This is a genomic window from Paenibacillus sp. FSL P4-0338, from assembly GCF_038002365.1.
GTDB lineage: Bacteria > Bacillota > Bacilli > Paenibacillales > Paenibacillaceae > Paenibacillus_AQ.
Window position 1 is genome coordinate 1,177,937 of sequence record NZ_JBBOCG010000002.1, and the last position, 17,385, is coordinate 1,195,321.

Below are 17,385 nucleotides of genomic sequence, written 5' to 3' on the forward strand. Positions count from 1 at the left end.
TTTTATTCCCTTCCTTTAGACTCGAATATACAAGATATGATTTTGTCTATGAGAAAAATCTCAAAGATTGTCGAAAATATGGGTGCTGTGATGAAGGGGGAATTGACGTGAAGAACCACCGGGCAAAACAGAAAATCAGGCTCTTGCTCCATTGGCTGTTGATTGTCAGTCTAATTGCGGGGCTGTGGAATCCCGGACTTTGGCAGACTGGCCAGGCAGAAGCTGCGGCTGTGAACGGGACCGCCTCTGCTGCGAGTGATATTAGCGGTCATTGGGCGGAGCCGCAAATGAGCGAATGGATAGGAGGCGGGTATATCAAAGGCTTCCAGGATGGAAGTTTCCGGCCTGATCAGGCTATCTCACGCATAGAGTTTGTGGCGTTAGTGAACCGCTTGTTTGCTTACCAGGGAACGGGAAAGATCAGCTTCAAGGATGTTCCCTCTGCGGCCTGGTTCGTCTCACAGGTGCAGGCAGCGGTCCAGGCCGGATATGTGACGGGATTTCCTGACGGGACCTTCCAGCCGGACAAGCCGTTGTCACGGGTGGAGGCGGCTGTGATGCTCGCCAAGCTTACGCCTGTGCTGATGAAGGACGGCGAAGATCCGCTGAAGGTGTTCAAGGATGCGGGCAGTATTCCGGGCTATGGCCGTGATGCACTGGGTGCTGTACTAAGTGCCGGTTACATGAAGGGTTTCCCGGATGGAACGATTGCAGCTTCACGGCAGCTTACTCGGGCCGAAGCCGTTGTGCTGCTGGATCGTCTGAAGCAGCAGTCCGGCAGTCATGCAGAGGGAGGGATCATTCCTCCGGCGAAGACCTTGGAGACCGACGGCACTTATGGTCCTGCTACAGGCTCGTTCACCGTGGCCGGTGATCTTACCCTGAATGCGCCGGGCATAAAGCTGCGCAATATACAGGTTCAAGGAAATCTGCTCATCGGCTCCAAGGTTGGAGACGGAGAGATCTACCTTGAACAGGTGACGGTACAGGGCAGCACGGATATTCAAGGCGGCGGTGCCCATAGTGTACATATCAATCAGTCCCGGCTCGGAGTTGTAACCGTAGATCGCGCGGATGGTCTGGTACGGGTTGTCATCGGTGGGACAACGATCATCAGGCAGTTGAATGTCCAGTCTGATGCTAAGCTTGAGTCAGAGCAGAGCGGGACAGCTTCCGGCGGGATTGAGGGAGTGGTCATTTCAGGGTCGGGTGAAGTTACCCTGAGCGGAGACTTCAGCTCGGTGGAGATTAAGAGCAACGTCAAGGTTGTGGTCACCTCAGGGACCATTGGCCGCTTAAGCGTTGCCGGGGGAGTTAGTAGTTCGGCCATTACACTGAACGAAGGCGTTAAGGTGAGTGATCTGGAGCTGCATGGCACAGCCAGTGTATCGGGCACTGGGGAAATCGTGAAGGCGCTGGTAGATGCTCCGAAAGTAGTGTTTGAACGTTCCCCAGGCAGCGTGGAGACTACGACACGCGGAGAGTACACGGTTACTGCTCCGGCTGCAAGCACGGCTCCTGCCGGAGCAGGTGGAGCAGGTGGAACTGGCGGAGGAAGTGGTGGTGGAGGCGGCGGTGGCGGAAGCAATCCGACGACCCCGCCATCCCCAACAGCGACTCCGTCCCCAACGCCTCAGCCGACCCTGCCGCCTGCAGGGCAGCCGCTTGAGGTAGCAGTCACTGCTTCACTTGGCACCCTGGGAGGCTTCATGCTTAGCTTCAGCAAGCCTGTTGCGAATCTGACAGCAGCAGAGCTCTTGCTGAAGGATGCCGCGGGACAGGCTGTCGGGATCTCCTTCATCGGCTCACTGAACGGAGGAAGCACTTACCGGGTTGCCGCAGACTTGAAGGAGGGAGAGACCTACTCTGTGACTCTCTCCAAGGCAGGGTATGTCTTCGGCGCCCCGGTTACCTTCGTTGTTCCAGTGATCATACCGGAGGATATTCGGGTGGCTACGGCGGTGCAGAATATCACCGCAGCTGGCCTGGAGGTCCAATTCGATCAGCCGGTCGCGGATGTGCCGCTGTCCGGCTTCACCCTGAAGCGCAGCGGGACGGGCGAGGCATTAGCTATTCAAGAGGCTGCCGCTCTTAATGGCGGAACCTCTTACCGGCTGGCAGCCGGCTTGCAGGAAGGGGCTACCTACTTGTTAACCGTGACGAAGGCGGGCTACCACTTCGGCGGGGTTGTGTCCGTATTCGTTCCGGTCACGGACCCGGTGGTGATCTCAGTATCTGCTGAGGTCTACGGCATCACGGAGACGGGCTTCCAGGTATCCTTGAATCCGCCAGTAGCGGGAATGACCGCTGCCCATTTCGCCTTGTCAGTGGGGGATGGCAGCAGCGTTCCGGTGGACGGAGCGGCTTCCACAGAGGATGGCGGTGTATACACGATTACGGCAGGGCTTGTCCCGGGCAGCAGCTACACGCTTAGTATGGAACGGAGCGGCTATAGCTTCGGGACAGCGCTTGAAGTGACTGTACCAGTCGCAGGCAAGGTGAAGGTTGAACCTTCGGTTGGCACCGTACGTACTTACGGCTTCATCCTGTCCATGGATAAGACAGTGCCGGATGTAGATTCGCTGAGCCTGGTGCTGGAGAATGCGGCAGGCGAGCCTGTCAGTATCGACATGCTTAGTACAGTGGTTCCCGGCCGGCAATATGAAGTGTGGGCCAGCCTGGCGCCGAAGGATTCGTATACCCTTTCACTTGATATGGACGGGTATGAGTTCACCGAACCGGCGGCTCTGGCGGTCCAGGCAGAGGAAGTTCCCTCTTCGGCAGGCTGGGTGACGCATAGCGGATTCGAGCTGCGGTTTGCGCAGGGCGCACCGGACTTCCCGGCAGGCGATATGACTCTGCAGGCTCCGGGCGGCGGGGCCGTAGCGGTGGATGAAGTCCAGTTTAGCCCGGACAGAACATCGGCAATGATAGCTGCGGATCTGCCGGCAGCAGGAAGTTATGCTTACCGCGTCAATCTCTATGACGGACGGTTCATACAAGGGACCGTAATTGTTCCTGAGACAGTGGAGATCAGTAAGTATACGACCTTCGACGGGTACCCTGGTGCTTATAGCGGCCTTACGGTTCACTTCGGGCGGGCGGTACCTGGGTTAACAGTCTCAGCCTTTGAGCTTAAGAATAGCAGCGGCGGGGCGGTTGTATTGGACTCGGCGAGCTCCAGTGACGGGGGCCGCACCTACAAGCTGCTGACCACGGAGATTAATGCCGGAGGCCCATTTGTACTTGGCCTTACGGCTCCGGGCTACAGCTTCGGGAAGCCGGCCACACTGGTGAATGCGACTCTGAATGTGTGGGGAGCGGGGCGGAAGCCGACCCAATTCATGGCCGGACTGAATCCGCGCGTGCCGGATTTGACGGCTGAACATTTCAGCGCCACGGATCTGGCAGGCCGTGAGGTTGCGATTACAGGTGTGACGTGGGATAACCAGCAGCGGATTTATGTAGTGACTTTTGACGGAGAGGGCGGTCAGAGTTATTACGTATCTGCCCATGCGGACGGGTATGACTTCGGCGCGCCGAAGAAGATTTATGTGTATGCCCAGAACACGGTGGTAGATCCGACTTACAGCGGCTTCACGCTGGTGATGGCACCTGCGATGAAGATTAATATGCAATACGGCTTTAAGCTAACCAAGGCTTTTGGAGGCCCGGAGGTTCCCATCAAGAAGGCGGTCATGAATGATCCGGAAGGCGGAAGCTATCAGTTCTCAGCCGCCTTGACTCCGGGCTACTATAGTCTCGCGCTGGATGCGGAGGTGGACCCGAACGTTGTCTCTTTCTTGGTTCCGCTAACCGCTACAGTCTCTGTCGGAGAGATTGAGAACAATGGGTTGCTTGCGAAGCTTGATTATGCCGTGGATGGGCTGGATGCCGGGAGTTTCGTATTGCTCAACAACGATACAGGTGATCCGGTAGTGATATCCTCGGCGTCAACGGCGGACCAGGGCGCAAGCTACCGGCTGTCGGCCCATCTGGCGGGAGGCAGCTACAATCTGAAGCTGGCCGGGCATTTGCCGGAAGCGGGTGTGAATTTCAAGGTTGCGGCTACCACAGACGCAGGAACAACAAGTGTATCGAAGATCACGAGTACAGGCTTCGAGCTTTCTTTTGCCAATCCGGTGATGGGCCTGCTTCCTGGTGACCTCACGATCACGGATGCGCAGAATAACAAGCTAAGCGGAATTACATTAAGCACGAGTGACAATGGCGGGACCTATCGTGTGCGGGTAACACTTGCGGAGAATGCAGACTACACGATCGTGCTGAAGAAAGGGTTCATCCTCTTCGACTCGCCGGTTACGTTCCATGTGAATAAGTGGATTGCCGCCAGCATAGCGGATGTAACGAAGGACGGGCGGTTCACCTTGAAGTTCACTCCCGCGTTCCCGGAGATTGAGAATTATCTGGGACTGTCGTTAACGGATGAAGCGGGCACGCTCTATTATCCGAATCTGTTCGAGTCGGCAGACGGCGGGGCGAGCTACCAGATTCGAGTGCCGGGCAATCAGCTGAAGCCGGGTATGGCCTATATGGTTAAGCTGGACAAGGATGAATTCTCAATGAATCCGGTCTCCTTCCGGCTGCCGCCAGCGCTGACAGTTACGGAGGCGACGACAGCAAGCGTGAAGGTGCAGCTGGATGCGCCGGTTCCGGGGCTGGCCCAGCGGCATTTTGTGATCCGGAATGCCTCCGGTGACAGCATTGCACTGACATCAGCGGCGACCACGGATGGGGGCGCTCATTACACTCTGGCCGGTGCCTTTGCAGGCGGACAGACGTATACGGTGCAGTACAAGCCTGATGTAGCTTATCAGGTGAATGAACCGGTTGCTTTTTCAATATCTGCAACGATTACGGCTGTGGTCAGCAATGTGACGGTACTGGGGTTCAAGCTTCAATTCAGCTCCCGGGTTCCCGGTCTCACCCCGCAGCAATTGATTCTCCGCGATCCAAGCGGCAATCTGCTCCCAGAATCCGATTATTCACTTAAGACAACGGATCAGGGGTTAAGCTACCAGGTGACGCTGAATGCGGCGGCAGCAGGCAAGGGGTATATGCTGGATCTGGCGAGAGAGGAATTCCGGCTGGCATCACCGGTCTCCTTCGATATCTTGGCGTCGGCTGCAATCTGGCTGGTCGGCACTGTGCGGAACAAGATTGTGGTGTCGGTTGCGCCGAATCTGGCGGATATGACACAGGAGCACTTCACCCTGTATGACAGCAAAGGCCGCAAGACCGCAATTACGGTGACCTCTCAAGGTCCGGATAGCGCGATGTATAACATTGAAGGGAAATTTGACGCCTTCGAGACGTATACCCTGCAGGCGAAGTATCCCGGCTATCTGTTCGGAGCACCGCTTACCGTGGGCTTCCAGATTGGGGTATATGCAATTATTCACAGCCAGTCGCGGAGCGGCTTCAAGCTTGTTCTTAGCTCGGAGGTGCCCGGTCTGAGTGCTGCGGACATTACCGTCACTGATAAAGGGGGAAATATCGCTGCGGTACAATCCCTCCAGGCTTCCACTGCTCCAGGCAGCTATAACGTGCTTGTTCCGCTATCCGGCGGCAAGACGTACACGGTGAAGATTGCTGCGAAGGCGCCGTATGTGTTTGACAGCATTGACCCGTTCACCCTGAATGCGGCTGCGGTCACGGTGGATCAGCTGTCGCTGACCGGTTTCAAGCTGAATCTGTCTTCCCCGCTCAGTCTGGACCCCGGGAATCTCAGCCTGACGGATGAGCAGGGAGAAACGGTTAACCTCCGTTCGATCCTTACCCGGGATGCAGGACGGTCTTATGAGGTTAGTGTCTATCTGAAGGCAGGCGTGCAGTATAAGCTGGGCCTGCATGTGGCGGGATATGATCTGGGTACGGAGCTGCCGTTGTCCATTCAGGCTGTTGCGGCTGCGTTCGAGGGGATGGAGAGCGGGAACAATCAGGCGTTCACCGTCCGTTTCGATCAAGCGATGCCAAGTCTGCTGCCGGGCGATTTCAACATTACCCAAGGGGAGAACACACTCCAGACTCATCCCTTGAAAATATCTACAGCAGACGGAGGATTCACCTATAAGGTGGAAGCGAGCTTCTGGGGAACCGAGCGTTACGCGCTGCGCATTGCGAGGCAGGGATATGACTTCGGTGCTCCGCTCTTCATTGAGGTTCCGGCGATGATCAGCGCGGCTGTGCTGAGAACAGGCTCGGATTACGTGGAGATCGGACTGAATCCCGGTGTCTTCGGACTTAGCGCCGCTGATTTCACGGTCAAAGACAGCAGGGGGCAAGCGTTGCCTGTGTCCTCTGCGGTGACGGACGACCATGGCTTGACCTACCGCCTGAAGGCAGCCTTTGCCGGAGGCCAGACCTATACGATTGCGCTGCAACAGACGGGCCATGACTTCGGGGAGGTCTTGTCTGCTACGCTGCCAAGTGTGATTACAAGTGAGACAGGGCCGGTTAACGGGCAAGGGGTAACGGTTCTCCTGAACCCGGCTGTTGGCGGGCTTAAGGCAGGCAGCTTCAAGCTGGTGGATGCTGCCGGGCAGGCCATTCCGGTTACAGCTGTCAAAGAGCTGAATGCGGGAGCCGCGTATTCGTTATCTGCTAATCTTACAGCTGGAGCGGTCTATACGCTGACTGTGACTGCGGCAGGCTACGACTTCGGAGCCCCGCTTGCGGTGAAGGTACCGGTTCCCATCGCACTGAGCTATGACTCCATACAAAAAGACGGGCTGACGGTGAAGCTGGACCCGGCTGTTCCGGGACTTCACGCAGCCAGCTTCATCTTGAAGGATGCGGAGGGCAATCAGAGCGTTGCATCTGCGGCAAGCACGGCAGATGGCGGTGCAACCTACGCTGTGCGGGCGGCGCTGCAATTTGGAACGGATTACAGCCTGAGTATTGCGGCTGACGGGTATGATTTCGGAATGGTGCTGCCGTTCACGGTGCTGCAGCCTGTCGCCAAGTCTATTGAGACGCTGTCCAAGAACGGGTTCACTCTGCGCCTGCAATCCGCAGTTCCAGATTTGAAGGTCAATCACATTCTGCTGAAGGACAGCAGCGGTGAGGCTGTTGCGCTTGATTCCCTGGTGACGGCGGACGGCGGGCTGACGTACCAAGCGGCAGCGAAGCTAATAGAAGGGGCGGGATACCGGCTGGCCTTGACCGCTAAGGGGTATGATTTTGGCCCGTCGGTTCATGTGGATGTTCTTCCGATGCTGCAGTTGACTGTGGGTAGCATTAGTACCTCAGGCTTCAGTCTGAATCTGAGCAAGGCCGTGCCTGATCTGAAGCTGTCTTCCGTTCGCCTTAGCGGACCGGACGGGCAGGATATAACCCTTACCGCAAGCTCATTCTATGATGCTAATCCCGGTACAGCAGATGCGGGCAAAGTATATCAGGTGCGGGTGCCTATAAGTGCCGGACAAACGTACACACTTACGGTGCAGGATTCAATCCACCCGGTAGAAGGGCCGCTGGAAGTGGTTCTGCCGGTTGCGGTTACGAGCCAGGTCACCCGTGCGGATACCGGCGGAATAAGTGTGCTGCTGGCCCGCAAGTCTATCACGTTGCTGCCTGAGGATGTGGAGCTTCTTACGGCTGCAGGCGATAAGATCAAGGTGACGGGGATCGCAGCGGGAACTGACGCTGGTACCTTCATCATTCAAGCTCAGCTTGCTGAAGGTAGTACGTATATGCTGACTCTGAAGAAAGCGGGGTATGATTTTGGCGCAGCGGCTAAAGTGTACGTGGCTTACCGTGTTGCCTCAAGCCTCACAGGAGTGAATGAGAATGGCTTCACTGTAAGCTTCAGTGCGCCGGTTCCAGATGTACAGTTCAGCTTGCAGGACGCCGGCAACAACCCGGTCACACTGGGCGCGGTGTCCACCACAGACTTCGGCCAGACGTACAAGGTGGCAGCGAACCTGGCCTACAATAAGGAATTCAAGCTGCGGCTGAGCGCAGCGGGGTATGAGCTCGGGGCGGAGCTGACGGTGAATAATATAAGCGCGCCGCCGCAACTGATGGATGCGACCTCTTCAGAGAGCGGAACCCAGGTGATCCTGACGTTCGACAAGCCGCTGGCCAGCGTAACAGCAAGCGGGTCCTTCTCCGTTAAGATCGACGGACAATGGCAGAGCTCCGTAACTGCGGCACTCGGCGCAGATCCGGCGCAGATTCTCCTGAGCTGGAATAGCAGCGGCCGGGTAATTGGCTCAGCCTCTACGGTATCGGTAGCTTACACCGGCGTGAACCGGGTGAAGGCGGTCAATCAGACGTTCCTGGCTGTCTTTGACGAATTGCCGGTGGCCAATGCGGCGACCCTGGCCGGGTTCGTCTCCAGCTATGCCTATAAGAACGATGCAGCCTATCCGGCTCAAATCCTTCACAAGCAATATGGCAAGACGGCGCTGGAGACGGCGGAGCTTCTGCGGGACGGCGGCTTCAAGGCAGCGAATCTGTACCGAGCGGTGCTGGTCGAATACGGGATGATCCGTTCAGAAATCACTCCTATCCTGTATGCAATGAACGCGGATGCGTCAGCGCTCTTTGATGCTTACAATTCGCTTAAGCCAGCTACGGCTGCGTATGATGGATTGATTATAGGTGAGCTCCTCTCGGCAGGCTATTCGGCCAGTGAGATTGGCCCGGTCCTCCAGCGATTCGGTCTGCTCAGCAAAGACATCTTGGGATATCTGAAGCGCTACAATGTACCGGTGACAGAAGCGGCGAAGGTCCTGAGGGAGAACTGGAATGAAACAAGCGGAAATACCGTGGAGTTACTCGGGCGTACGGGTTATGACAGCAACGGGATTGCCGGAGCTGTCCAGAATGCATATGGTCTGAATCCGGCACAGACGGTGTCTGCTATGGCCGAAGGCAAGCAGCCGGCAACGAAATCGGCAGCGGTCATTAAAGAGCTGTACCAGGAGAGTGCGGTTACAAGTGCAACCTGGCTGTCCCAAGCCGGATATCCGGCGGCGGAGGTGAGCAAGGCGATTGCAGAGCAGTACAGCTACGCCAGTGCGGCTGAAATGCGGCAGGCCTTCATGGACGCCGGCTTCCCGGCAGCCTACACGTATGCTCTGCTGCGGAGGGAGTATTCGCAGCAGGATGCGGCGGCAGAGCTGCTTAATGCCAAGGTGTCTGCCCGGGATGCGGCTGAAGCGGTGAAAGCAGCCGGTGACGGAGCCGCTGTTATCATTAGCGCCTTAACGGCCAAGCACTATGAGGTGCAGGAAATTGCCCTCATTGTGAATGATTTATGGGTATCGGCGGGTACCCCGTTAAGCGATATCCTTGCCCAGTTCGCTGCTGGCGGATATGAGCCTTCAGCACGGGCCGCGCTGCTGCGGGAGCAGTTCCGTGCAGAGCTTCCGGCAAGCATTGCGGCGCTCTCTCCAGGGCTTACCCAGACCCAGCGGGAGCATATCCTGAAATACCTATTGGATGGGGGATATGATCCGGTTCTCTTAGCAGATTATTATCTGAAGCAGGGCAGCCATCCTTATGAATTGTTCAGACAATTCAGGCTGGCGGGCAAGACGCCGGTACAATCGCTGCAGACGATGCATGATGCCTATATTCAAGCGGGAACAGCGCTGACGTTGAGCGGAGCCATGGATCTGTTCTACCATGATTACAATAACCGTTACGAAGCAGACCAAGTCCTGACGGCGCTGCGTACCGTGTTCGCCCAGGATGTAGATGGGAAGGCGGATGCTACCGCACTAGCGGCTGTTATGAGCAACTCCACGCTGTGGGATAAATATGAAATTGCCAAGCCGCTTATCCGGCAGATGGGCCTCACAATTCAGGATTGGGTGGAGCTGGAGCGCACAGAGGCCTTGTCCCGGTTCGGCTGCGCTTGTGATGTACGTACGGTGGTGAAGGATACCCAGTATCTTTTCGCTGGTGCAACCCTGCCGGAGATTACGGTGGCCATGAGCTTATCCAGCAGCTATACCTTGAACATGATTGTGGAAGGAACGATTAATCTCTACCCTACAGGGGGTGTCAGAGCGAAGGGAATGCCTTACCTGATCTCTGCGCTGAAAAATGCGGGGTATTCCTTCGAAGAAGTCGCTGCGGAATTCGACCGCCAAGGGTGGAGTGAATGGGTGTCTGTCTTCAGCACATACGGAATTGCAGCAAGTGATGTGACTGCCTATTTGGTTACAAAAGGTCTTACCATGAGCCAGGTCATTGACCGGCTGGCTCCTTATCCGCTGAAGGACCGGGCGCTGGTCCTGCGCGAAGCCTACGGGCTGGATAGCGCTGCTGCGGTGGCACAGCTGCTCCAGCAGACTGACGAGGATCAGGAGGATATCGGCCGGGCAGCGGCCTGGGCCTACGGCAGCGATCCAATCGCGTTGTGGATTCAGACGCTGCGGGCACAAGGGGCTACGGCTGCCTCCGTGATTAATACGCTCGCCGCGCGATACCCTGCCTACTGGCAGTCGGACAAGGTGGGCCCGGCCCTGATTCAGGGCGGATTCAGCCAGGATGAGGTGATGCGGGGGCTGCTGATCCATGCCGGAGTGCGGGGCAACCTGAAGGCAACGCTTGCGCTGCTGCAGTCGCTGTATAGCCAGCAGCAGATTACCATTGCCCAGCTGCTGAGTGCGGCCAAGTCCGAATCGCCGGGAGACGGACTGGAATTTCTGCAGAAGGGCGGCTATAAGCTGCCTGATATTGCCCGCGCACTCAAGGATTATTACGGGCTTACGGCCGGAGAAGCAGCCAAGCTGCTTACCGCCGCTTATCCGAATGATCAGAGTCTTATTCTCTCCGGGCTTGCTTCCGTATACGGACAGACGCTCGGAAGTACGGTAGCAGAAGCGCTGCAGGAGCAGGGAATTACTGAAGTAGGCGCAGCTGTTGAATATCTGTGGAATGCGGGATTTGCTCCCAAAGAAATTGCGGTCTCTGCCAAAGACGCCTTCCACCAGGACGCAGGTCAGACCGCACTGCTCTTCGTGCAGAAGAATATTCTGGCAGATAAAAATGTACTGGTAACGACCCTTGCCTCTGTCTATGGACTGTCCGTAGAGCAGGTGATCCATGCACTGCTTGTCCGTCAGGGAGACCCCTCCTTCGAGGGAGCCATTGCCTTTGTGTTCCAGGCCCGGTTCAGTCTGGCGAACAGCATCAGGCTGGCCAAGACAGAATACGGATTATCTGCGGGAACCGCCTTGCAGCTGCTCACAGATTCCCGGTTATACCGCCAGGAGGATATCCTTGCGGGAGTGACGGATATCTACCGGACCTCGCAGCGTGAGAGTATCGTGGATTCACTGGCAGCCAGCGGGCTGGTCACCCTGGAATCTGCCGTAACCTTCCTGCGCAACATGAAGTTCGATCTGAACGGGATCGTCCGGGTGGGCAAGGAGCATTACCGGTTAACGGCCGGTGAGACTGCCGCCGCTCTGACTGTCGAGGGCACTTATAGTGATGAGGACATCCAGAGTGCGGTGTCCTATGTATACGGACAGAATCTGACGCAGACCCGGCTCGATACGCTGAATGCGCTGGGGATCACCGTGTTCGCTGATGCTGTGCCGGAGCTGATAAGCGCCGGATTTACACTAGCCGACCTGGTGCTTGCAGGCAAGACGCACTACAAGCTCAGCGCCGGAGAGACAACTTACAGCCTGCTGCAATCCGGGAGATATCCGGCTGCAGACCTTCTGGCTGCTGTGGCGGAATTCTATGGCAAGCCGGTGAATGAGAGTGTAGAGGAGCTGCTGAACCGCAGCGGTATTGCTTCCATCCAGGATGCAGCGCCATATCTTCGTTCGCTGGGCTACACACTGCAGGATGTGAGCGAAGTATCCAAGAACTACTACGGTAATACGCTACAGGCTACCTATGACGCCTTACTGTCTCTCCAATTGGAAGACGCCAGCATTATAGAATGGACTGTACGGCAGGTCTACGGCACAACTGCGGAGGAAGGCACTACGGCTGCCACGCCTCAATCAATCCTGCAGGAAGCTGGAATTACAGGGGAGCCAGCGGCCATTGCCTATCTATGGAACGCAGGCTACCCGCTACAGGAAATTGTCAGAATGCTCAAAGAGTATAACGGCCAATCTGCGGCCGCAGCGGCAGCATTGCTGCTTGCCGATGGCTCGTTCCATAGCTCTGCGGTTCTGAGCAGCATCAGTGCTATATATGGCACTGCGTATGATCCCGCTGTGATGGAGCTCTTCAGAGCGCAGGGCATCTTTACAGACGCCCCGCAAGCGGCGCAGGTCTTGAGTACAAGCGGCTACCGGATGGCGTATATCGCAGAATTACTGAAGAAGAGCTATGGCAAGACAGAGGCAGAGGCGAAGGACGTCCTGAACGGACTGGGTATTTACACTGCGGATGCGGTACAGAAGACAGTGGCCGAAATGTATTTCGCAGTGGGCACATCCTCTGGAACGCTTCAGCAAGTACTTGATCTGTATGGAATCACGGGTACAGAGGCTGCTGTAAGCCTGCTCTATAAGCAAGGTACACCGGTGCAGGATATCCTCCAGTATTTGAAGGATGCTTATCACTTGGGTGCCGATGAAGCAACCGCCCTGCTGGCCGTGCATGTCAAGGGGCCGGAGCTTGGTCTGGCCGTCACTACGGTGTATTACAGCAGCACGAATATCGGTTATCTCGCGAAGCTGATTCCGGCAACCTCTATGGGCAGCCCGGGAACGGTGGCGAACTATATGAAGGCGAAATTCAGGGATACCGATATCGTGCTTGCGCTGAAGGTGATGTTCAATCTGGACGCTCTCGGTGTGCTGGATGCAATCACTACGGCGGTGATGCCTGCGGAGCGAGTCCGGGCAGCGGTAACCGAAGTGTTCGGGGCTGATCCGCTCTATACTTATCTGAAGCGTATGAAAGACCGGGGAGCGAGTGCGAATGATGTCGCTGCCGAACTGGATCTGCGGGGACTGCTTGAGCTGGCACCGTCCGGCTACCTGGTAGATACACTGCGGAGCCTGGGCTACGACAACGCCAGCATCCTGAAGATGCGCTACAATTATTTCAACGAAATGCGTCAGAATGCAGGCACGGAAGAGGAGCAGGGAATACAGCTGGTGCAGCTCGGCGTAAATACACCAGCCGCTATCGTTCAATACTTGCGCAAGTGGAGTCTGACCCCTTACAAGGTTCTTAAGATCGTAAGAGCAGGATTGCCGGATGCACCAATCGCGGAGATTGCCCTTGCCATGCGTGAGCAGGGCTACGATGGTGAAGCCATTATGGGCGGACTTGAAATTATCGGAGAAGGCGGGGATAGCATTGCTGCGATTCTCAGGAAGCTTGGGCTTCCGGTGGTACGGGCACTGGTTTTCCTAGGCAAAAGCTGGTCCGTGGACGAGCAGCTGCAATGGCTGATCAGCAATGGCTATACACCAAGCGAATACATCCGCTACCGGAATGTGGAGACCGACAATACCATTGCAGTTCTGAGACAGCAGCTCGGCTTGTCCGCAACTGATATTGCCAAGCTGCTGAATAAGTATAAGGGCAGTATGAGTCACTATTACTTAGCCAAAGCACTGTATGACGGAGGATTTACACAGGTCAGTGAAGTAGCAGGTGCGTTGATCGCGATCAATTATCAGCCGGTCTGGCTGCTGGGATTGCTGGTGGGGATTGGCGGCTGGACCATGGATGATATCGCCCAGGGAATGCTGGATTCCGGGCTGATCTCACTCGTGGATCTGGGAACGGCGATTCAGATGGCCACGGGCGGCGTGCTGAAGGAGACCTATCGTATTCTCAAAAAGGTATCCACCGTGAAACAGCGGGAATTCTATGACAGTCTTAGCAGCGTGGAGCGCATGCTGCTGGACAACAATGAAATCGCCATGATTGTAGTGGTGTCCGCCATGCGTAACGGAAGGATCAGTATCGCCGATGCCACCAATCAGCTGAAGGTGACGGAAGGGATTGAACCGGAAGATGCACTGAAGGTGCTGATTGTATCAGGAGCCAATGTGCTGGATTCGGCAGGAGCCGTATGGGATGTCTACCGCGATTATATCGGGGCCAAGATTGTCCTCAAGATGTTCGAAAAGGCGGCAGGCAAGTATATTAGTGACTTCAGTAATTACTACAAGCTGGTCATGACGTTATCCAAGATTATCTATAAAGTATCCAAGTAAGAAATGAGGCTGCAGCAAAGGCCGGTCCGCATAAGGACCGGCCTTTGCCGGTAACCTGTCATGGAAAATCAAGGCGTGGACACCCCGACCCGGAAGGTGCTATCCTAACTTAATAGAATTTGTTATTAAGGGAGACGCAGCCGTGGAAAGTAGGCATTGGATGTCGATTATGCTTTTTATTGCAGCAGCACTGATGCTGTTTGTCTCGTTCCTGTCGTACCAGAAAAGACATCTGCCTGTTGCCAGAACGATGATTCTGATTATGCTGACAGCAGCCTTCTACGCCTTCGGCTATGGTCTTGAGCTGCTTAGCGGGAACTTAAGCCAGGTGAAGCTGGCGCTGCACATTCAATATCTGGGTATTCCCTTTGTCTCCACCTTATGGCTGGTACAAGCGATTCAATTCACCGGAGCCGCTGCGCGCTTCCGTAAGCGACTGATTGCCTTGTTGTTCCTGATCCCCGCCGTCATCTTCATCCTGCAGCTCACCAATGACTGGCATCATCTGATCTATCGGGAATTTCTGCTGAATACGGACCCTTCAGTCTCCTTGTATTACACCGTCAAGGGGCTGTGGTATAACATCCATGCTGCGTATAATTATCTGGTGCTGCTTGGCGGGATTGCGCTGTTCATATCCATGTTTGTGCGGGCGCTGCCGATTGTACGCAAACAGATTGCTGTTCTGCTTCTGGGTGCGGTTGCGCCTATGCTGCTCAATCTGTTCCTGTGGACCGGAACCCGAATAGATCTTACGCCGTTCGGATTTGCAGTATCGGGCATCGCCTACGCCTGGGGCATCCTCAGATTCAACCTGCTCCGTCTGACTCCGCTGGCTATGGCGCAGGTGTTCGAGACGATCCGGGACGGTGTCCTTCTGTTCGATTATGAGAATCAGATCGTCAGCTACAACCGTGCCGCAGAGAAGATGTTTCCCGAGCTTGGGAGCAGGCGGCGCTACCCGGCGGATATGACGGAGGTGCTTGCCGGCAGCGGGGAGCTGCTTGAACGTCTCAGGGGCTTAAGCGATGAGGACGAGCGGTTTGCCTATGAGCGGCTCCAAGCTGGTAGGCGTATGTACTATAATTGCAGCCTGTCCTTCATTCATGATACAGGCAGCACCCCTATCGGCAAAATCCTCTTGGTCAGCGACATTACCGAGCTGAAGGAGAGCGAGGTCCGGCTGCGCGAGAATGCCCGGCAGCTGTCCGAGCTGAATGCCTTCAAGGATAAGCTGTTCACCATTGTGGCCCACGATATCCGCGATCCGGTAGCACTGCTGGTCAGCCTGACAGAGCTGCTGGGCGACGGGCTGACAGCTGCAGATGGGGAGCATGCGGAGGTGGTGCGGGAGATTAAAGGGCAGGTGCGGAATACGTTCCAGCTTGTTGACAATCTGCTGGACTGGTACCGCAGCCAGAAGGGGACAGTGTCGTTCCATCCGCAGGCCTGGAGTGTGCAGCAGGTGGTCCGGCAGGCCCTGATGCTGGCGGGTACGAAGGCCGGGATGAAGCAGATCCGCCTGACGGAGCGTATCGGCAGCGAATTAACCGTCCGGGCGGATAAAGAGATGCTGGATCTGATCCTGCGCAATCTGCTCTCTAACGCTATCAAATTCACTGGGATAGGCGGCTCTATTGTGGTTGAAGCCCTGTTTGAAGAGGACAAGGTGATCTTGTCTGTCCGCGATGACGGGATCGGTATTGATGAAGCGACCGCAGACATGCTGCGCCTGGAGGAGCCGATTCTGAAGGCGCCGCTGGGAGAGGAGGCAGGAGATGCCCGCTTCGGCCTGGCGCTCGCGCGTGAATTTGTGCGCATTCATGGCGGGAGCCTGTGGTTTGAGAGCAAGCCGGGTAGTGGAACCACCTTCTTCTTCACCTTGCCGGGATCGGCAGGAGGCGAACGGATGGAGTAACGGGCAGCGGGAGGGAGGAGATATGCAAGTGAAGGTTATACTGGTCGATGATGAACGGATGATGCATCTGATCCTTAGCACTATGCTGCTTAAACTGCCTGAAGTTGAGCTTGCGGGTACGTTCACAGATACGAAGTCGGCTGCTGCCTTTCTGGTGGAGCACCCGGATGTGGAGCTTGCCTTCGTAGACCTCTCTATGCCGGGAGAAGGCGGCATGGCCTTTGCAGCCAGGCTGGCGGCTGCCGCTTCTCCGGTGCAAATTGTGTTCGTGACCTCACATAAGGAATTTGCCCTGGAGGCTTACGACTTGTCCGTGCTGGATTATTTGGTCAAGCCGGTCTCCCAGGAGCGGCTTGCGCGCACAGTGAACCGGGTGCTTACCCAGCGGCGGGCTGCGCCGGCACGGCTCTCCCCTCAGCCGGAGGTGCAGGCTCCGGCCGGTTCCGGCCGGGTAACGCTCACGATGCTTGGGGATGTTGCCGTCAGCAGCGGGGCAGGCCGGGTCAAATGGACCTCACGTAAATGTGCTGAGCTGTTTGCCTATCTGCTGCTGCTCCGGGGGAAGCGCGTCCCCCGGAGCAGGCTGGTTGCGGATATCTTCGGCGGCATGCATAAGACCAATGCGGAGAGCTATCTTAACACTACCGTCTATCAACTGCGCAAATCTCTGGAGCCGCTGGGCCTGCGGGAAGCCATCCGTTCGGAGAACGACGGGTATGCGCTTGAGCTTCAGGCGCCGGTTATCGACTATCTGCAATTTGAGCAGGAGGCAGCCGCCTTGCACACCATTGAACTCCCGGATATAGAGAGGGCTATGCGTATCGAGCAGCTCTATACAGGGGAGCTGTTCGGCGACAAGGCTTATGTGTGGGCCATCCATGAGACGGAGCGTTATGCGGAATTGTATGCCTCCTTCGTCAAACGGCTGGCCGCAGCGCTCATTGCCAGCCGGGATTCCGCTGCGGCCTCCAAGCTGCTGCTGAAGCTGAACAAGCGGAATCCGCTGGATGAATCGGTGATCCGCAAGCTGATGGCCGTTCACGAACTGGCCGGAGACAAAAAAGGTCTGAATGCCGTCTACACAGACTACGTGCGGCTGCTGAGCCGCGAGCTTGGCATCAAGCCCTCCGGTGACCTAATCTACCTGTATGATTCCCTGGTCCGGCGGATCTCGGAACTCAAATAAGCGCTGTTTCAGCCTTCTCCGGAGGGCCCGGATTACGGGTCTTCCGGTTTTTTTTGCTGCTCAACCCAATCAGAATGGCTGTTGCTAGAGTAGAT

At 56.3% G+C, this 17,385-nt stretch carries 3 protein-coding genes; all 3 read left to right on the forward strand.

Features of this window, described 5'->3' with window-relative positions:
• Window positions 1-107 precede the first annotated feature (107 nt).
• The 3 genes from MKZ07_RS29020 (at window position 108) to MKZ07_RS29030 (ending at window position 17,290) form a co-directional block, all read left to right on the forward strand.
• Window positions 108-14,186, forward strand: coding sequence for an S-layer homology domain-containing protein (locus tag MKZ07_RS29020; RefSeq protein WP_341028991.1), 14,079 nt, complete (start codon window positions 108-110; stop codon window positions 14,184-14,186).
• 142 nt (window positions 14,187-14,328) lie between these two features.
• Window positions 14,329-16,104 carry a sensor histidine kinase gene (locus MKZ07_RS29025; RefSeq protein ID WP_143804290.1) on the forward strand — a complete coding sequence of 592 codons (1,776 nt, stop codon included), beginning with the start codon at window positions 14,329-14,331 and terminating at the stop codon, window positions 16,102-16,104.
• A 22-nt stretch (window positions 16,105-16,126) separates the two neighbouring features.
• Complete coding sequence (locus tag MKZ07_RS29030) at window positions 16,127-17,290, forward strand: response regulator (protein ID WP_051493343.1); 1,164 nt, start codon at window positions 16,127-16,129, stop codon at window positions 17,288-17,290.
• The last annotated feature ends 95 nt before the right edge of the window (window positions 17,291-17,385 follow it).